This is a genomic window from Atlanticothrix silvestris CENA357 (assembly GCF_016056295.1).
GTDB lineage: Bacteria > Cyanobacteriota > Cyanobacteriia > Cyanobacteriales > Nostocaceae > Atlanticothrix > Atlanticothrix silvestris.
This window is the reverse complement of sequence record NZ_JAECZB010000081.1, coordinates 1-18,351: the sequence shown is the minus strand read 5'-3', so window position 1 is coordinate 18,351 and position 18,351 is coordinate 1. Positions and strand designations below refer to the sequence as shown.

Below are 18,351 nucleotides of genomic sequence, written 5' to 3'. Positions count from 1 at the left end.
ATTTCTATGATTCAGTAACTCTCTATCATCTATGACTCAAGCCATACCCAAGCTAGTAACCTTTGAGGAATTTGTTGATTGGCTGCCTGAAAACGCTGGCTTACGCTACGAACTGCATAATGGAAATATTGTGGAAATGGCACAACCAGTAGGAGACCACGAAGAAATTAAAGGGTTTTTAGGTATCGAAATTCCTTTTGAAATTAAACGTTTAGGACTCCCCTATATTGTCCCCAATCAAGTTATAGTTAGACCTCTCGAAAAAGATTCTGGTTATTTTCCTGATGTGTTGGTGCTAAATCGGACAAATCTGGTAAATGAACCATTGTGGAAAAAAGAATCTATTGTCACTTTAGGTGCATCAATACCTCTAATTATCGAAGTTGTATCAACTAGCTGGCGGGACGATTACCACTTAAAATATGCTGATTATGAAGAGATGGGTATCTCGGAGTACTGGATTATAGACTATGCGGCATTGGGTGGACGCAATTTTATCGGCAATCCCAAACAACCGACAATCTCTGTGTGTAACTTAGTAGATGGAGAATATCAGATAAATAAGTTTCGAGATAGCGACCGCATTATCTCCCAAACTTTCCCTGAATTAAATCTCACTCCAACCCAGATTTTTCAAGCTGGTGTGGTGTAGCGTTTTAATTCGTAATTCGTAATACTCGCCAAGGGCGAAAAGCAAGTTACGTAATTCGTAATTTTTATACCGCGAACATTTTATTGATTTGAAATTGGTGTTTTATCCACAAAGCGATCGCCTAATTAATGCAAAAATAACTATATAATTTGGCGTTGCAGGTTGTTAAGCTTAACTAACAGCCGCTTCTAACAATTTAATTGTGCCAGCATCAGCATCAATTTCAACTTCTACACCAACTGGCAAGGTAAATTTATTTTGAATATGACCAATCATCGAACCATACCAGCCAGGAATACCCAAAGGAAGTATGTGATCTTGCAATACTTGCATTAAAGTGAACGATGGCTCATCTCCTAAACTACAATCAGTGCATTGTCCAAAGATAAAACCAGCAATTTGGTTAAGTATGCCAGCGTTTTTTAACTGAGTCAGCATTCGGTCAATTCGGTAAACATCTTCGTTTAAGTCTTCTACAAACAAAATGCTTTTGTACCAAGAAGGTAAATAAGGCGAACCCACCATTGCTGATAACACCGACAAGTTACCACCCATAAGTTTACCTTTCACCTTTCCTGGCGCGATTGTCTGCACTTGCACATCACTAGGCTGAACAGTTGTCATTGATACAGCTTCACCATGAAAGAGAACGCGCTTGAGGTAATCTATAGTAAATGGATTCCAGGTAGAGGTGGCATTGGGGCCATGAAAAGTCATCACTCGGCTACGAGCATGAATTGCTAACACCAAGGCAGTAATATCACTATAGCCAATGATAATTTTGGGATGAGAGCGAATTAGGGTGTAATTAAGTAGAGGTAAAAGGCGATTACATCCCCAACCACCACGCATAGTCATTATCGCTTTCACAGAGCGATCGCTAAACATATTATTTATATCTTGAGCGCGATCAGCATCTTTACCTGCTAAATAACCATAACGATCTGCAATATGCGCCCCAACTTTGACGTTTAATCCTAATTTTGTAATCGCTTGCTTCGCTGTTGCAATATCTTCTAAATCAACGATACCCGCCGGAGCAATCAATCCTACAGTATCACCAACTCGCAGGCGGGGTGGTTTAAGGATGATGTTGGGCAATAATTGCTGTTCTTGAGCAGCAATTGGTGTAATTTGGGTAGCTAAGGTAGCTAATCTGCAAGTGGCGAGGAATTGTCGGCGCTTCATCTTCATGATGAAAGTTTAGCCCCTTCGTAATTCGTAATTAATTAAGAAATTCAGATTTGATTTGGCTTTTTGGGTTTAAATCTGTTGTCAGATTTTAGAAAACTGGTGTTATTTAGTGATTTATCTATCTTAAGGCTCAATAATCTCTCTAAAAGGAAGTATGCTGCTGTCTTATTGAGCGATAAAGTGAAAAAGAAAGATTTGCAGGAGGTAACAGTGGAGCGTAAACGCTTGATTATCGAGATGGGGATGGGAATAGATCAGCATGGACAAGAGCCGACTGTAGCAGCAGCAAGAGCTGTACGTAACGCGATCGCTCACAATGCTTTACCTGGTGTTTGGGAAGTCGCTGGCTTGAGTAGTCCGGACGAGATGATTGTCGAAGTTAAAGTAGCAGTACCCTATCCAGAACAAGTCAGAGAAGCAGAGGTATTAGCCGTACTACCGTTTGGTAAAAAAAGCCTCACCGTAGAATTAGGGGGAATGGTAGTGCAAGGACGAGCAATTGCATCTCTCAAAGATAAAAATGATGAAATGTTAATAGCGATCGCGGCTGTTACAGTTCTGATTGAAAATTGAAGGATTTAGTTTGAAGACTAAACTGTAAAATATGAAGTCACAACTACTGTATTTATGGGTTAACTCTGGGAAAATTTAGCTTTCTGGACTGAAAATTTATTTAGAATCTCTGTCCAAATCTTTTTTAGATAAGATCAGGACAGATAATTTTGGATAATCGTTACTTAAAGCAAATTTATGACATCAGAAATCCAGATAACACCGACTTCTACCTTAGAGATAACTGAAGAAAAACAAGAATTTAATTGGAGAAAATGTTGGTATCCTGTCTGTTTTGCACAAGATTTACCAAAAGATCATCCTTATAGCTTTTCTTTATACGATGAATCCTTTGTTTTATTCAAAAACAAAGATAGACAACTAATTTGTTTAACAGACCGTTGTCCTCACCGCGCAGCTAGACTCTCTGATGGGCAAATTATTGACGGCAAAATCGAATGTTCATATCACGGTTGGCAGTTTGGCCAAGACGGTCAATGTCTGCATATTCCTCAGTTACCTGCGGATGTAAAAATCCCTGTTAATGCTTGCGTAGAATCATTTAAAGTTGTAGAACATCAAGGCATCATTTGGATATGGGCGCAAGCAGGTGAAGCCGCTGTAGAAGAACTTATCCCGACTTTAGCTGATTTAGAAAACCCAATATTTGTCAGCACAGATTATATGCGCGACCTTCCTTATGACCAAAGCTATTTCATCGAAAATGTGATTGATCCGGCTCACATTCCCATTAGTCATGATGGCATTATGGGGAGAAGAGACGATGCTCAACCATTAGAAATGGAAGTCATTGAAAGCTCTAATAAAGGGATTCGTGGAAGATATAAATATACGCGTACACCTAATGCATCTTGGAATTCTTTAGATTTCATTGCTCCCAACTTAATTATTTATAAAATCAACATTGTACAAAAAGGTTGGCTAGGAGGAGTAGCTTTGTATTCCATCCCTCTTGGTAAGGATAGATGCCGAATTTTACTGAGAAACTATGGTAATTTCTTCACTTGGAAACTCAAAAATATGCCTCTTTGGTTAGACCATATTTTAGTACGTAACAAAATCTTGGAAGGAGATTTGCAACTTGTTGTGCAACAAAAAGCACAAGTGGAACATTTAGGACAAAATCTCAAACAAGTCTATTTACCACTCAAAACTTCTGACACATTGCTAATTGAATACCGTAAGTGGCTGGATAAATTTGGTTCATCTTTACCATTTTATCAAGGCTATGCTTCAGCAAAAAACATAGATAAAAGCGAACCTAATCTAAATTTGACACCCCTAGACAGATTTTCACAACATACACAAATTTGCAGTTCTTGCAATCAAGCTTATCAAATCACAAACAAATTGAAACAAACTTTTATTGGAGTAGCGATCGCTCTTGCAGCTATAGCCATATTAGTAGATAATTATCCACTGAAAATAGCTACAGTCTCAGCAGCATTGCTAACAGTTGGTTTGGCAGTTTTTGCCCAGAAACTTAAAACTCAGTTTGAGCGTTCCTACACTCGCCACTAAATATAGACGCGATTTATCGCGTCTATACATGAAGCTTTTTGGCTAACTGAACGGTATTGCTATTGAAAAAACTCTCAGACCTATGACTGAAAATCAACTAATTCAATATCCTCTTGTAGAGAAAGTTGCCATCATTGGTGCTGGTCTTGGTGGTTTAGCAGTGGCGATCGCTTTACGAAAACAAGGTATTGATGCCCAGGTTTACGAAAAAGCCCAGTCTTTGCGACCAGTCGGCGCAGGATTGACGCTGTTTCCCAACGGCTTGAATAGTTTAGAGGCGATCGCTCCTGGGATAGTTGATTCTTTAAAACACGCAGCTAGCCAAACCCGCGTCACCAACTTTAAAAAAAGTACCGGAGAGATGATTGCACAAAACTCAATCACTCTCATGGAAAAATACGGGCAACCAATGTTAAACATTCGGTGGTCACGTTTGCAAGAGATTTTGGCTGCTGCACTTCCCAGCGATGTCATCCACCTCAATCATCGTTGCATTGGCTTTGAGCAATTTGACAGTGGCGTTAAAGTGTCTTTTGATAATGGCGAAATAGTAGAGGCAGATCTACTAATAGGAGCTGATGGTATACACTCAAATATCAGACAAAAACTGATTGGAGACGGTTCTCCTCTCTATGCGGGACGGCTATCGTGGCGAGCTGTAGTTAAATATAGTCATGAATTGTTGCCTACAGACGAAGTAGTATTAATGGCAGCACCGGAAGGCAAAAACTTTTTGTTAGTCGATGTCAGTGATGAATACATCTTTTGGAGTGCTGGAGCGCTATCTGAGAAAGATTCTTTAGCTTCTAGTACCACCGATGTAAAATTACGTGTCTTAGAAAAATTTGCTGGTTGGGGAGAACCAGTACAGGCGATCGTTGCAGCAACACCCGCCGAAGATATTGTGGAACGCCCAATCTGGGACAGACCACCTTTGCGCAGATGGAGTCAAGGTAGAGTCACACTATTAGGCGATGCAGCCCATCCGATGGTACCGTCTTTAGGACAAGGTGCAAATACAGCTTTTGAAGATGCCTGGGAACTCTCCCAGTACCTCACCCACGCGCCCAATATTGAATCAGCCCTGACTAGCTATGACAGCAGTCGGATACAAAGAACCCAAGTAATTCAGGCTCGTAGCGCCTTTCAGGGAAGCCGCGCCTATGAGTCTGACAACCAAACATTTTTGCGGGAAGCATTAGATCAAGCGCAGGTGAGTCAGCCAGAGTTTGAAGATTGGATGTATCAATACCAACCATTCATGAGAAATTAAACTTGTGCCTGAGAAATAAGGAAACTAATACTATGACACCCGCAGCCATAGAAAGTATTGTGAATGCCTACTTTGCCAACTTTGAAGCGATGAATCCAGAAGGCTGGGTAGAAAACTTTGCCGAAGATGCCTTGAGCCATGATCCAGTTGGTGAACCACCTGCAAAAGTTCATGAAGGATTCCGTCAGTTTATCGGGCAATTGCAAGCAGTCTTTGTAAAACTAGAATCGACTATCGAGCATATTTTCATTGCTGGCAATGAAGCAGCAGTCAAGTGGACAATGAAAGGAATTAGTAAGAGTGAGAAGGTAGTAACCTTCGAGGGCATCACGATTTTTGAGATTAATGAAGCTGGTAAAATTCAAACAACTCGCGCCTACTGGAACCCTGCTCAGATGATAGCTCAACTGCGTTCTTAAAATTGATGGTTGGAGAGACGCGATAAATCGCCGTCTCTACAGCTAATATATTTGTCAATTATTTATTGGCGCACTGCTACCCCGCTTGACCAGACAAGGAGATAAAACACGATTTTCTACAGTTTTTTCTGCTAATAAATCGAGCAATATTTGCATAGCAGAGCGACCAAGTTCTAACATTGGCTGGCTGATTGTTGTTAATGGCGGAGTCACGTAACAACCTAGAGCAATTCCATCAAATCCGACCAGACTTAAATCTTGCGGTACTGAAATACCTAATTCGTGGCAGGCTAAGAGAGCGCCAACTGCTACCATATCGTTATAACAAAAGATGCCTGTTACCCCAGCTGTGACTAGTTGAGGTAGCATCTTTTGACCAGTAGTCACATCGTTTGCTCTCACATTGTCTTGATCATTCATTGCTACCCAATTAGGAATTTGTTGTATACCTGCTTTCCTCAGAACCATGCGGTATCCTTCTAGGCGCTGTTGGTTTGACAAACTGCGATCGCCTACACCCAAGTAACCAATAGCGGTGTGTCCCAGATTTATTAAATGTTCTACCGCTAATTGAGCGCCTAAGCGATCGTCTATGGCTACTGAATAAAATATTTCTGGTTGATCTTCAATCTGGCTGTTAATAACAACTGTTGGTACAGCAATTTGCGCTACTTGCTCCCTCTGCTGTTTGCTAATTCGGGAATCGGCTACTAAAATACCGTCTACTCTCCGGCGATGAAAATTATCAATAGCTGCTATTTCCTGCTCAACATCCCGGTGGGAAGTACTTAACAAAACATTCAAGCCTGCTGATTTGGCTATTTGTTCAATTCCTTCTACTACTTCCGCAAAAAAAGGATCTGCGATGGAAGTTACTACTACCCCAATGGTACTAGTACGCTGATTTTGCAAGCTTTGAGCAATAGCATTAGGTACATAATTCATTTCCCGCGCTATTTGCTTAATTTCTTCTCGTACCTGAGAGCTAATCAAAGGATTGTCTCGCAAAGCACGTGAAACTGTAGAATGAGAAACGCCTGCTCTTCGAGCAATATCTTCTATTGAGATTTTTCGTTTACCCATTGTTCTTTACTCAATTATTGCACACGTGTGCATATAATATTTTCTACGAAAACATCATGTTTTGGCAACTAAATTACATCAAAAGTAATCTCAAGCGATTAAGCGATCGCATCACCATAGCGATAGGAGAAAACTAATGTTTCTCAGATTAGCGCAACAACATCAGCAATTCGTCCAAAACCTAGTAATCAGCCTGCAAGCCTTGTCAATCATACTTGAAAAACGTGGTTATCACGCATCTTTTTATACAGGTAGTAGCCAAATGAAAAGTGCTTCATTTATGGTTAGCTTGGAAGAAAAGCACTTGATTCGGTTTTTAGTATCTGACTACGGTATTACTTGGATGGAAATGCGAAATGATCGTGAATTAATGAAATTGGAAGGCGCAGAAGCGGTAAAGCAGTTAGAAAAATTGGCTGATATTGTTAAGTATCCTAATTTTATATTGACAAATTAAATTTCTTCTGATTTGCATTAGCCCTATACATGAATAAAAAAACTTAACAAAAGTTTTTGCACACGTGTGCAAAGATAAATAAGAAATTAATTAAAAGGTAAAACTACTGAAAAATAAAAGAATTATGAAATGACGTAAGCATCATTTAGATTAAGCCTTTGTCAAAAATTGGGCAAAATTTTTATCGCTATTCCATTAAGTAATCAGAAGAAGAAATCTTCATGATTGAGAGTGTTTAGAATAATGATGAAAACTCAATATATTACAATTTAAGACTTAGAGTATAAGGCATTAAGCAGGAGATAAAAATATTACTAATCCTGATATTCAGTCCCTCAATATGTCCTAAGATATATGCCCTTTGCTATACAAAAATTCACTGTTAAAAATAAATATTTATTTTTATTTCGTTAACTTTTATAAATACATTTTTATATTAGGTTATGAATTTGATTAAACTGAGAAATAAGCTTAAAACCACTCAATTACTGCCAAAAATTAAATAGAAATAACTTGAACGACATAGATAAGTAATTTTTCTTTGTTGATTAAAGTTATTTCAAGACAAATTAAGTCTAAGATGCAGTAAAAACCAATAAAAATTAAAAATAAGCTGTTTTTCAATGCAGTGTTACAAAGTTGTTTTCACAAAATAATAAAATGTTTTTTGCAGAATTAGTATTCTGCTAATTTTCTTGAAAATCAAATACTTTGTTGGAGAGATATGAATGCAAAAAAAATTGCGATCGCCCCTGTTACCGTGCTTCGCGCAACCGCAGCTAGCATATTAGGTATCGTTAGCGGTACTGTTGTCGGCTGTACAAATACTTCACCAAATGGCAATACTGGTAATAATTCAGGTGTCAAAACTGCTACTAATGTTAGTACACAGAGCCAAGATATAAAATTGCGATCGGTCAGTGTAACTGTTGGGGATTTAAGCAACCCTTTTTTCGTTGTCATGGGAGAGGGGGCTGAGAAAGAAGCCAAAAAAATCGGCGGTGATGATATTAGAGTTACCATCGTTTCTAGTGGTTACGACCTCAACCAACAATTTAATCAAATAGAAAATTTTATTGCTGCCGATACTGGCGATCGCCGAACAGCAACAGGTGGAAATTGCACGGGCGTTAAAGGATAACAGTCGCGTTTTAGTGATGGATGAACCAACAGCAGCCTTATCTGACCGCGAGACTCAGCATTTATTTGAGGTAATTCGCAGACTGCGGCATGATGGCATTGCCATTATTTACATCAGCCACCGCATGGAAGAAATCTATGCGTTAGCTGATCGAATTAGCGTGTTGCGTGATGGTCAATATATTGGCAGTCTCACACGTGAGGAAATTTCTCCCCAGCGATTAGCCCTGTTCTGTCACTCTCGGAAAACAATAATCGAAGCAATATTCTGAAACTTTGATTGAGCCAAGCTTTGAGGCTTTATTTTCTAACAGTAACTAAAATTTATAGCCAAAACTTAGAAATTAAAGCCTCAAAAGGCTTTCAGCGATTGGGTTCTCCCAAAGTGATAAAAGAGGGTTAGTGCAAATGATGGTCGGTCGATCTATGCAAGACTTTTACGAACATCAACGGCAAACCAACCCTGGTCCGGTAGTGCTGGAAGTCAAAAATGTTAGCGACGGACGCAAGGTTGCGCCGACAAGTTTTAAACTTCATGCTGGAGAAATTCTTGGTCTAGCGGGGCTAGTTGGTGCAGGACGCACAGAAGTATCCCGACTGATTTTTGGTGCTGACCGCAAAGCAAGTGGTGAAGTATTTTTGAATGGCAAAAAACTGGAGATTAATTCGCCCGGTGATGCCATTGATGTTGGCATTGGCTACGTTCCAGAAGACCGCAAAGACCAGGGTTTATTTCTGGAAATGAGTTCTCGTAAGAATATTGCCCTCAACACACTTAAACAGGATGCCAAGGCTGGCGTTGTGAATTGGGGTTCAGTCAATCAATTGGCGACACAAGCAGTAGAAAACTTCAATATCCGCCTAGCCAATTTGGAAATTAGAGCCGTGGATCTTTCTGGTGGCAATTAACAGAAATTACTGCTAGCACGTTGGCTAGCCATTAAACCCAGAGTTTTAATGTTGGATGAGCCGACACGGGGTGTAGATATCGGTGCTAAAAGCGAAATTTACCGAATTATCAGCGATTTAGCAGCCCAAGGCGTAGCGATTTTGATGGTTTCTAGCGAACTTACAGAGATTGTCGGCATGAGCGATCGCGTCCTTGTAATGCGAGAAGGACAGCTAGTAGGCGAACTAGATAACAGGCCTGGTAAAGAAATTACCCAAGAAAACATTATGTACTATGCAACTGGAGCAGCGGAGGTACTAGCATCATGAGTCAAACCTTAAAACCTGTAAACAATAGACCCACTGAGCATCCCAAGGCACGCCAGCGTAGATCAATCAACAATTTACTGCAAGTGGCAGGTATTCTGCCAATTCTCCTACTCATCTGCATCTTATTTTCATTCTTGAGTCCCAATTTTCCCACAGCAGGCAACGCTGTGAATATATTGCGTCAGGCATCAATCAATATTGTCCTGGCAACTGGCATGACATTTGTGATTCTGACTGGTGGTATTGACCTTTCAGTTGGTTCAATATTGGCTGTTTCTGCCGTAGTGACAGTATTAGTATCGCTAGTTCCGGCTTTAGGTTGGGCAGCTGTACCTGCTGGTTTGTTGGCAGGATTGTGTTTGGGTTTACTCAACGGCGCTTTGATCACGTATTTAGATGTGCCACCTTTTATTGTCACCCTGGGTTCACTAACAGCTCTGCGGGGTGTGGCTTTTTTAGTTGCCAATGGCACAACAGTCATTAACCGTGACATCAACTTTGCTTGGATAGGTAATAGCTATGTAGGCCCCCTTCCCTGGCTAGTGATAATTGCTTTACTAACTGTGTTAGTTAGTTGGTTTGTCCTCCGACAGACTGTTTTAGGAGTGCAAATTTATGCTGTTGGTGGTAACGACCGCGCAGCCAGATTAACTGGTATCAAAGTCAATCGCGTCTTGCTGTTTGTCTATGGTGTAAGTGGATTACTGGCAGGTTTAGCCGGCATCATGAGTGCCAGCCGTCTTTATAGTGCTACTGGTATCTTAGGTCAAGGCTACGAATTAGATGCGATCGCAGCTGTAATTCTTGGTGGAACCAGCTTCACCGGCGGGATTGGCACTATTGGCGGTACCCTTCTTGGTGCATTAATCATTGCTGTTCTCAACAACGGTTTAACTCTGTTGAACATGTCCTACTTCTGGCAACTAGTCGTTAAAGGCTTAGTAATTATCGTTGCAGTCATGATCGACCGACTCCGCAGACGTTCCAGACGGTAAAGAGGCAGGGGAGCAGGGAGCAGGGGGAAATTCCTTTTTTCTGCACCCATGCCCAATGCCCAATTCTCAATATATAAACTTATGACCTCTACAACAGCTCGTCGCAAATCCAACACATTTTATGTCATCTTAATTGCTGGTGCTGCTGCCCTTTCGGTTGCTGCTGCAATGCAATGGATTGCGAATTTTGCCGTTTCTACGACATTTCCTCCCATACTGCAATATTTCGGGTTGGGTGCAGCCTATGGACTTTATACAACTGCGGCAGCTATCTCATTGTTCTTCGTTCTCTTTTTCATCAAAGAAACTAAAGGAATTGAGTTAGAACACATGTAATTAAGTAGTTGCACAAATCAACTTTGAAAGCAGCTTCACAGGCAAAGATTTATTGCGAGTCCGTCTAGAGTTCGGCAACTTCTTAAATTCCAATAATTAAAGCCAGATTGCATCTGTCACAGGTACAAGAATGACGCGGCTGAATTTTGATAGCGATAGTAACAATACATTAGTTGTCTCTTTTCCTGATATCGGAGGTAGGAGAAATTTGCCAGGAATCCTTTTTGGTGTACCACCGCACGTTTCCTATAGCGATGTCCTTAAAGAGAATGACAATGCTTACCACATCGAAGCATTTTATCGCTGGCGGGTCAATGACAACATCTCAGTAACCCCTGGTTTGTGGGTGATTCTTAACCCAGAGAATAATAGCAATAATGATACCCAGTATGTGGGGGTAGTTCGTACAACTTTACGATTTTTAATTTGCAGTATAATCGATTTATTGAAGACAGGAGTCAAAACACAGAGTTTTTCTGTATTTTGACTCCTGTTTCAATATCAAATCTCATTAATGGATTAGCTACTTCTATAAACGTTGCTCTTCTTCATAGAACCAACTCTCTGCCCACAGCGTTAAGCCAATCAGCAAAAAAAAGCAAAAAATCAAAAACCAAAATATACCCATCATTGCTATTACCTCCAACAAAGCTTGTCAGACATACTTTTAGCAAATGAGACGCATGACTCCTCAAAATATAAATAACCGAGAATTGCTATAAATAAATTATTACTCTTGATATATGGAAGAATTCACAAAATTAATTTGTCGTAATAGTAGCAGAAGTATTTACATTACTCAACATAAAATCTATAACCTAATGTATTTCTGCTAAATAGAAATAATTAAGTTTTCTGTTGCTCTTATATCATTATCAAGCATCCATAACAGTTATGTTAATTAGTTGGCTTTATCTCATTGCAGCAATCATATTTGAAGTTTCTGGCACAACTTGCATGAAACTTTCTGAAGGATTCACTAAAACAGTTCCTTCAATATTAATATTTGTATTTTATGGAATTTGTTTTACTTTTTTGACTTTCGCGCTTAAAAGATTAGAAGTTAGTGTTGCTTATGCGGTGTGGTCAGGGTTAGGAACTACCTTAATTGCTACTATTGGTGTTCTCTGGTTTCGGGAATCTTTTACACCCGTCAAATTTTTATCCATTATTTTAATTATTATAGGGGTAATTGGACTAAACTCAAGGAAATAAATATAGATGGTTTGAGGGTAAGAACAGCGATCGCCTCAAATGAAAATACCTCATCCATCTTAAAATGGACGAGGTAAGCAATAACTAAACCAACAAGGACTTTTACTAGTTGTTACTTTTGAAGTAAGGAGGAGTTATGACAATCGCTACCACAAGAACAGTAGTAAGCTGTTAGCGAAAGCATGTTAAGCAGATTTAAATACTGCTTCATCTGCTTTTCCAGGAGTAGTAAATCTCAAAGGAGAAAACCTTTATGTCATTTACTGTTCATACTTTAGCAGAGGTAATCAAATGAATGTAGCCAAATTGGCTGATTTTTTATAAATAATTTAGGTTCAAACATGATTACATTCAAAAACTAGGTTTTTGAGGTCTTGTGAAAACTTATGGATGACGCAATCCGGCCAATGTAATTTTGCTTAACTGAAAACCAAGATGGAACTATAACTTAGATAGCCATCAAACTGTTACAGTTTGTAGTTAGTGCGTCAACACCGATATGAAGATTTTTATAACTAAAACACACTTGTATCTATTTTTGTCTACCTGATTTATGATAACTTCACATAGCAGACACCACAGTATGTCAAGATGGTATTCATAATATAATTATTGACACAAAAATTGCTGAACGAAATCAGCAAACATGTTAACTATAGGGTAAATATCGCACAAAAGAGCTTTTGCTGTTAGCGATCGCCTACTACTTTTTGAATTACACAATTTACCAATTCCCCATCCCAAATCGGTATGTCTCCACTCGGTGTTGCTACCAGTCACTCAACTCATATTCTAGAAGTAGGGGAAACTAAACTTTGGCTGTTGCTGGTGGGAGTCAACCAATACCAAGATCCAAGACTACCATCCCTCCGCTACTCAGCTGTTGATTGTCAAGGTTTAGCAGCCGCTTTAGCAGATGCTACCCAAGGATTTCCCCATAGAGAAGAACGAGCTTACCACGATTTTGCTTCACAGTTGCCCACCCTTGCTACTGTGCGCGCTAGTTTAAGCCAAATTACTGCTGCGGCTCAACCACAAGACACAATTTTATTTTATTTTTCGGGACACGGAATACTAGAGCCAAATTCGCAGCAAGCAGTTTTGTGCCTCACAGATACTCAAACAGATAACCTACTCAACACCAGTTTAGGTTTACAAGAACTTTTGCAATTGTTGGGAAACAGTGAGGCGCAAACTCAGTTAGTCTGGCTAGACGCTTGTCATAGTGGTAGTTTGACATTTAGAGGAGCCAGAAGCAACCCAACAGTAACATCTTTGCCCAACCCTACACCCCTTATGGTGGAAGTATTACGCCAACGAGCCAAACAAAGCAAAGGATTTTATGCTCTACTTTCTTGTGATACCAATCAACAATCTTGGGAATTTCCCGAATTGGGACATGGAGTAGTTACTTATTATTTGATGCGCGGATTGCGTGGTGAAGCCGCTGATGCACAGGGTTTAATTGATGCTGACGGACTTTATCGATATGTTTATCATCAGACGCGGCAATATATTGAACAAACAAATCAACAATTACGGCTAATTAATCAACAAAATAGAAGTAGAGGCGATACCAAACTTTATTCTGAATACCCACAGCAAACTCCCAAGCGTATTGTCGAAGGAGTGGGAGAAGTAATTTTGGGATTCAAACCAGCGGTTGTGGAATTATCCCATCCGCGACAGGCGCTAATTTTAGAAGGACTTTTGACCAACCAAACTACCCTGGCTTTGGGTAAACTACTCCAGAGTGTTGGTGGTTTTGAGTTAGAGTATTGGCCGTCTACGCCAAGTCATACTGTTAAAGATTTACACGCAGCTATTGGGCAATGTTTAGACACCACTGAATCAAAAACTCAACGTCATCTCGACACTTTTGCCACAGTACTATTATATCTGCGTGGCAGACTTGAAGAATCTGAAGTTGGTGAAGCTGCCTTAGTCATGGTAGAAGACATCCGCCTGAGTCGTTCTTGGCTAAGACAACAACTCCGACGTTCTCCCTATACCCAACAAATCATTATCTTAGATTGCTTGATCGAAGCACAAAGTTGTGAGGTTTTACAAGATTGGGTAGAAGACTTACAACTAGAATCTGAGCAAGGACAATGTATCATTGCTGCTAATTCCCCTAAAGAACACCCCGAACAATTTGCCCAAGCTTTACACTCAACTTTGCAAGCAGCCCAACAAAATAGCTTATCAGCAGCCGCTTGGATTACAGAATTACAATTAGCTTGTAAAAATGTTTTGCCATTGCATGTTTGGCTATCTGGCATACAAGGCGTTATTGAAGTTATACCCGCTAGTAAAAGCATTAAGTCTCCAGGTAATATTGATTTAGGAATTTGTCCTTACCGGGGATTGCGGGCTTTTAAAGAAGCCGATGCACAATATTTTTATGGTAGAGAAACCATTACTCAAGAGCTAATTAGCGATTTGGTATTGAAGTCATTTATCGCCGTGGTGGGAGCTTCCGGGAGTGGTAAATCTTCCGTAGTGCAGGCGGGTTTAATTGCCCAATTGCGACTTGGTAAACAGTTACTAGGTAGTCAAGACTGGTGGATGAAAAGCTTTCGCCCTGGGACAAATCCCTCAGACGCTTTATCGCGTTGCTTAGTAGATAGCGGGACAGAGCGAGAAAAATCTTACCAGCAAATGCAGCTAGAAGGAATGTTGTACCAAGGAGTCAAAGGATTTGCTCACTGGGTACTTCAGCGACCAGAACCAATGGTAGTTTTGGTGATAGACCAATTTGAAGAATTATTCACCCTCGCACCAAATGAAGATAGACAGCGTTTTTTAGAACTTGTTTTAGGGACGCTAGAGTATGCACCAGACAAGTTTAAATTGCTTATTACTTTGCGAGCCGATTTTATTGCGCCTTGTTTAGAAATACCCACACTAGCTAAGCTTTTACAGCAATCGAGTGTATTGCTTCCCCCTTGCTTAACTGAAGCAGAATATCGCCGCATCATTGTTAACCCCGCTGAACAAGTAGGTTTAACAGTCGAGTCAGAATTAGTGGAAGTGCTAATCCAAGAGTTAAATCAATCACCGGGAGATTTACCTTTATTAGAATTTGTATTAGAACAATTGTGGGAATGTCGTGAGCATGGTGTAATTACCTTACAGGCGTACCAAAAAAACTTGGGTGGCATTAAAGGGGCACTAGAAAATAAAGCACAAGAAGTTTACGACAGTTTAGACCCAGAAGCACAAGAGTGCGCCCGCTGGATTTTTTTGTCACTGACGCAGTTAGGTGAAGGTACAGAAGATACCAGACGACGAATACTCAAATCCGAGTTAATCGTTAGAAAATATCCTGTGGCATTAGTTGAAAGAACATTGCAAGTTTTAACTGCTGCCAAACTGGTAGTTGTGAATTTAGAAGGAGACGACAGGCAAAGAAGCAAAGGAGAACTAAACAGCAATTCTTTCTTTCCTAATTCCCCTGTAACTATAGAAGTAGCTCACGAAGTATTAATTCGTTACTGGTCAACATTGCGATGGTGGCTAGAAGAAAATCGTACCCGTTTGCGATCGCAGCGTCAAATTGAGCAAGCAGCCGCTTTGTGGAAGCACAACAACGAACAAGCTGATTTTCTTTTACAAGGTGTGCGCCTAGCAGAGGCAGAAGAAATTTATGTCAATTGCATCGATGAATTATCTTTTGATGTGCAATGTTTTATTGAAGCTTGCTTAATCGCCAGACAAAGACAACAACAAAAAGAAAAAAGCAGACTCAGACAAGCTCAAAGAGCTGTAGCAATGATCAGTATTTTAGGACTAACTGCTTTCGGTTTAGCTGTTTTAGCTTACCAACAAACTCAAAAAGCCCAGTTGCAAGAAATACAGGCTCTCAATTCCTTGTCAGAAAACTTCCTTCTCTCCAATAAGCAACTAGAAGCATTATTAGCTAGTGTGCAAGCCGGGAAGGAATTACAGCAAATTGTCCCCGCAATCCCAGCAGATGTTCAAACTCACACTGCAACCATCCTCCAGCAAGCAGTTTATGGAACTCAAGAACGCAATCGTTTAATTCATAATTCTTGGGTAACTAGCGTCAGTTTCTCACCAGATGGTCAAAGTCTGGCCTCTGCTGGTGCTGACAACACCATTCAACTATGGAATCCTAGTGGTAAGTTGCTGGCAACTCTTAACGGACATAGCGATGGAGTCAACAGCGTTAGTTTCTCACCAGATAGTCAAATTTTAGCCTCTGCTAGTACTGACAATACCATCAAACTCTGGAATCGCAGTGGTAAATTACTTGCAACTTTTAATGGACATTTAGATGGAGTCAATAGCGTTAGTTTTTCACCTAATGGCAAACTCATCGCCTCTGGTAGCAACGACAATACCATCAAACTGTGGAGTCTTAGTGGCAAGTTACTCACAACTTTCAACGGACACAGCCAAGGTGTGAACAGAGTTAGTTTTTCTTCAGCAGGTGATATGATTGCCTCCGCTAGTGATGACGGTACAGTTAAACTTTGGAGTTTGGATGGTCGCCTAGTGACAACCATACCAGCACATACCAAAGGAGTTTTAAGTGTTAGTTTTAGCCCTGATGGACAGACAATTGCTTCTGCCAGCGCCGATTATACTGTTAAATTCTGGAGTCGTGAAGGTACTTTGTTGCGGACTATGGAGGGACATAAAGATCGTGTTTGGCAAGTTATTTTCTCGCCAAATGGGAAGATAATTGCCTCTGCTAGTGCTGATAAAACTATCAAACTCTGGAGTCGTGATGGCAACTTGCTGACTACTCTTCTAGGACATAACCATGAAGTGAATAGTTTAAGTTTTAGTCCAGATAGTAAGATTATTGCCTCAGCTAGTGATGACAACACAGTCAGACTTTGGAACCTAGAGCGAACATTGCCAAAAACCTTTTACGGACATAGAGGCAGTGTGAGTAACGTTAGTTTTATCTCTAATGGCAGTAACATTGCCTCAGTTAGCGCTGATAACACTATGAAGCTCTGGAATTTGGATGGTCAGTTGCTCAAAACCTTAATCTCTCCACTTAACAATGTTACCAGTATTAGCTTTTCTGCCGATGGCAACATAGTTGCCTTAGCCAACACAGACCAAACTATCCAAATTCGTAGGCGTGAGGGTACTTTGCTCCGCACCCTTGGGGGTCATACCCAATGGATAATGAGCATGGATTTTAGCCCAGATGGGAAGACCCTAGCCTCAGCCAGTGCTGACAAAACCATCAAACTCTGGAGTTTGGATGGTCGCTTGCTCCAAACCCTCCAAAGGCATAATGGTTGGGTAACAAACATCAAATTTAGCCCAGACGGCAAAACTATTGCTTCCGCCAGTGCAGATAAAACCATCAAACTTTGGAGTCTAGATGGTCGTCTACTCAAAACCCTGCAAGGGCATAGTGCTAGTGTCTGGGGTATTAGCTTCGCTCCCGATGGTCAAACTCTCGCCTCAGCCAGTCAAGACAAAACTGTAAAAATCTGGAGCCTGGATGGTCAGTTGCTCAAAACCCTCCAGGGACATAGTGATTTGGTTGCCAATGTGAATTTCTCCCCAGATGGTAAAATGATTGCCTCAGCGAGTGATGACGGCAGCATCAAACTTTGGAATGTTGCTAATGGGACTTTGCTCAAAACTTTCTCAGGTCATCATGGTGGTGTCAGAAGCGTGAGTTTTAGCCCTAACGGCACAATGCTGGCTTCTGGTGGACAGGATGCTACAGTCAAACTCTGGAATCTGGAAGGGATAGAGCTACAAACATTAGATCTCAATCAATTACTCACTCAAGCTTGCGATCGCCTGCACGATTATCTCATAACTAACCCCAATATCACTCAAGAAGAATATCAACGTTGTTTTGGCGATTAATTAACGTGCATCACCAATCAAAACAAATGGCGACCAAAAATGTTGTGCTGCGATCGCCATTCAAGCTACATTATGGTTAATTAAAATCATCAGTGATACGTTATACCAATTCACGAAAAATTTGATTCAAATAAAGCATCAAGAATAAAATCCCAACCTGTAATAGAAGCAACGATTGATGTGTTTAATTTTTCCAAACGCCTCCAGATAAATTGTCTTAACTCATCTAAAGTTCCAAAGCTTTCCCAAGCTAAATGCCTTTTAATTTCCTCCCATAATCGCTCAATTGGATTAACTTGGGGTGTGTGTGGAGGTTGAAATAATAAAATGATATTTTCTGGTATTTGAAGATGCTGGCTAAAATGAAAAGCTCCATTATCTAACTGAATAATATGGATATCTTG

The 18,351-nt window shown here is 40.4% G+C and carries 18 protein-coding genes; 15 read left to right on the top strand and 3 right to left on the bottom strand.

Annotated features, from left to right (window positions below):
* Nucleotides 1-31: 31 nt before the first annotated feature.
* Nucleotides 32-652, top strand: a complete 621-nt coding sequence (locus tag I8751_RS20555; protein ID WP_214440965.1) for a Uma2 family endonuclease — start codon at nt 32-34, stop codon at nt 650-652.
* A 171-nt stretch (nt 653-823) separates the two neighbouring features.
* Here the strand turns inward: I8751_RS20555 and I8751_RS20550 are convergent, their stop codons facing one another.
* Complete coding sequence (locus I8751_RS20550; RefSeq protein WP_214440964.1) at nt 824-1,846, bottom strand: S66 peptidase family protein; 1,023 nt, start codon at nt 1,844-1,846, stop codon at nt 824-826.
* Nucleotides 1,847-2,056: 210 nt separating this feature from the next.
* Here I8751_RS20550 and I8751_RS20545 point away from each other — a divergent pair, with 210 nt between their 5' ends.
* The 4 genes from I8751_RS20545 to I8751_RS20530 all read left to right on the top strand — a co-directional run bounded on the left by I8751_RS20545 (nt 2,057) and on the right by I8751_RS20530 (nt 5,632).
* Nucleotides 2,057-2,419, top strand: a complete 363-nt coding sequence (locus I8751_RS20545) for a Lin0512 family protein (RefSeq protein ID WP_214441020.1) — start codon at nt 2,057-2,059, stop codon at nt 2,417-2,419.
* Nucleotides 2,420-2,596: 177 nt separating this feature from the next.
* Entirely contained in the window at nt 2,597-3,940 is a 1,344-nt protein-coding gene (locus I8751_RS20540) for an aromatic ring-hydroxylating dioxygenase subunit alpha (RefSeq protein ID WP_214440963.1), read from the top strand.
* An 82-nt stretch (nt 3,941-4,022) separates the two neighbouring features.
* Complete coding sequence (locus tag I8751_RS20535) at nt 4,023-5,213, top strand: FAD-dependent oxidoreductase (protein WP_214440962.1); 1,191 nt, start codon at nt 4,023-4,025, stop codon at nt 5,211-5,213.
* Nucleotides 5,214-5,245: 32 nt separating this feature from the next.
* A complete protein-coding gene (locus I8751_RS20530; protein ID WP_214440961.1) occupies nt 5,246-5,632 on the top strand; it encodes a nuclear transport factor 2 family protein in 387 nt (128 codons plus the stop codon).
* A 54-nt stretch (nt 5,633-5,686) separates the two neighbouring features.
* On the opposite strand, the gene I8751_RS20525 is transcribed toward I8751_RS20530, so the two are convergent.
* A complete protein-coding gene (locus I8751_RS20525) occupies nt 5,687-6,715 on the bottom strand; it encodes a LacI family DNA-binding transcriptional regulator (protein WP_214440960.1) in 1,029 nt (342 codons plus the stop codon).
* Between the two features lie 136 nt (nt 6,716-6,851).
* Between I8751_RS20525 and I8751_RS20520 the strand changes: the two genes are divergently transcribed.
* The 10 genes from I8751_RS20520 (at nt 6,852) to I8751_RS20480 (ending at nt 17,947) form a co-directional block, all read left to right on the top strand.
* A complete protein-coding gene (locus I8751_RS20520) occupies nt 6,852-7,172 on the top strand; it encodes a DUF1815 family protein (RefSeq protein WP_214440959.1) in 321 nt (106 codons plus the stop codon).
* Between the two features lie 724 nt (nt 7,173-7,896).
* A complete protein-coding gene (locus tag I8751_RS20515; RefSeq protein ID WP_318780351.1) occupies nt 7,897-8,313 on the top strand; it encodes a type 1 periplasmic-binding domain-containing protein in 417 nt (138 codons plus the stop codon).
* The gene (locus I8751_RS20510) at nt 8,249-8,584 is read left to right on the top strand and encodes a hypothetical protein (RefSeq protein WP_225894288.1); all 336 of its coding nucleotides are present in this window, start codon (nt 8,249-8,251) and stop codon (nt 8,582-8,584) included. Before I8751_RS20515 ends, I8751_RS20510 begins: the two co-directional genes overlap by 65 nt.
* Nucleotides 8,585-8,720: 136 nt before the next feature.
* Nucleotides 8,721-9,221 carry an ATP-binding cassette domain-containing protein gene (locus tag I8751_RS29780; RefSeq protein WP_225894287.1) on the top strand — a complete coding sequence of 167 codons (501 nt, stop codon included), beginning with the start codon at nt 8,721-8,723 and terminating at the stop codon, nt 9,219-9,221.
* Nucleotides 9,222-9,269: 48 nt separating this feature from the next.
* On the top strand, nt 9,270-9,530 hold the full coding sequence (locus I8751_RS29775) for a hypothetical protein (RefSeq protein ID WP_225894286.1): 261 nt from the start codon (nt 9,270-9,272) through the stop codon (nt 9,528-9,530).
* Nucleotides 9,527-10,525, top strand: coding sequence for an ABC transporter permease subunit (locus I8751_RS20500; RefSeq protein ID WP_214440958.1), 999 nt, complete (start codon nt 9,527-9,529; stop codon nt 10,523-10,525). Before I8751_RS29775 ends, I8751_RS20500 begins: the two co-directional genes overlap by 4 nt.
* Before the next feature lie 81 nt (nt 10,526-10,606).
* Nucleotides 10,607-10,861, top strand: a complete 255-nt coding sequence (locus tag I8751_RS20495; protein ID WP_225894285.1) for an MFS transporter — start codon at nt 10,607-10,609, stop codon at nt 10,859-10,861.
* Nucleotides 10,862-10,991: 130 nt separating this feature from the next.
* Complete coding sequence (locus I8751_RS20490; protein ID WP_214440957.1) at nt 10,992-11,348, top strand: iron uptake porin; 357 nt, start codon at nt 10,992-10,994, stop codon at nt 11,346-11,348.
* Between the two features lie 407 nt (nt 11,349-11,755).
* A complete protein-coding gene (locus I8751_RS20485) occupies nt 11,756-12,076 on the top strand; it encodes a DMT family transporter (RefSeq protein ID WP_225894284.1) in 321 nt (106 codons plus the stop codon).
* A 750-nt stretch (nt 12,077-12,826) separates the two neighbouring features.
* A complete protein-coding gene (locus I8751_RS20480) occupies nt 12,827-17,947 on the top strand; it encodes an nSTAND1 domain-containing NTPase (RefSeq protein ID WP_214440956.1) in 5,121 nt (1,706 codons plus the stop codon).
* Between the two features lie 110 nt (nt 17,948-18,057).
* Here I8751_RS20480 and I8751_RS20475 read toward each other — a convergent pair.
* A partial coding sequence (locus I8751_RS20475) for a transposase (RefSeq protein WP_214440955.1) occupies nt 18,058-18,351 on the bottom strand: 294 nt, incomplete at its 5' end.

Coding starts and splice junctions, on each gene's coding strand:
- I8751_RS20555 (WP_214440965.1), top strand. CDS start 32: ATGACTCAAGCCATACCCAAGCTAGTAACCTTTGAGGAATTTGTTGAT.
- I8751_RS20550 (WP_214440964.1), bottom strand. CDS start 1,846: ATGAAGATGAAGCGCCGACAATTCCTCGCCACTTGCAGATTAGCTACC.
- I8751_RS20540 (WP_214440963.1), top strand. CDS start 2,597: ATGACATCAGAAATCCAGATAACACCGACTTCTACCTTAGAGATAACT.
- I8751_RS20535 (WP_214440962.1), top strand. CDS start 4,023: ATGACTGAAAATCAACTAATTCAATATCCTCTTGTAGAGAAAGTTGCC.
- I8751_RS20530 (WP_214440961.1), top strand. CDS start 5,246: ATGACACCCGCAGCCATAGAAAGTATTGTGAATGCCTACTTTGCCAAC.
- I8751_RS20525 (WP_214440960.1), bottom strand. CDS start 6,715: ATGGGTAAACGAAAAATCTCAATAGAAGATATTGCTCGAAGAGCAGGC.
- I8751_RS20520 (WP_214440959.1), top strand. CDS start 6,852: ATGTTTCTCAGATTAGCGCAACAACATCAGCAATTCGTCCAAAACCTA.
- I8751_RS20515 (WP_318780351.1), top strand. CDS start 7,897: ATGAATGCAAAAAAAATTGCGATCGCCCCTGTTACCGTGCTTCGCGCA.
- I8751_RS29780 (WP_225894287.1), top strand. CDS start 8,721: ATGATGGTCGGTCGATCTATGCAAGACTTTTACGAACATCAACGGCAA.
- I8751_RS29775 (WP_225894286.1), top strand. CDS start 9,270: ATGTTGGATGAGCCGACACGGGGTGTAGATATCGGTGCTAAAAGCGAA.
- I8751_RS20500 (WP_214440958.1), top strand. CDS start 9,527: ATGAGTCAAACCTTAAAACCTGTAAACAATAGACCCACTGAGCATCCC.
- I8751_RS20495 (WP_225894285.1), top strand. CDS start 10,607: ATGACCTCTACAACAGCTCGTCGCAAATCCAACACATTTTATGTCATC.
- I8751_RS20490 (WP_214440957.1), top strand. CDS start 10,992: ATGACGCGGCTGAATTTTGATAGCGATAGTAACAATACATTAGTTGTC.
- I8751_RS20485 (WP_225894284.1), top strand. CDS start 11,756: ATGTTAATTAGTTGGCTTTATCTCATTGCAGCAATCATATTTGAAGTT.
- I8751_RS20480 (WP_214440956.1), top strand. CDS start 12,827: ATGTCTCCACTCGGTGTTGCTACCAGTCACTCAACTCATATTCTAGAA.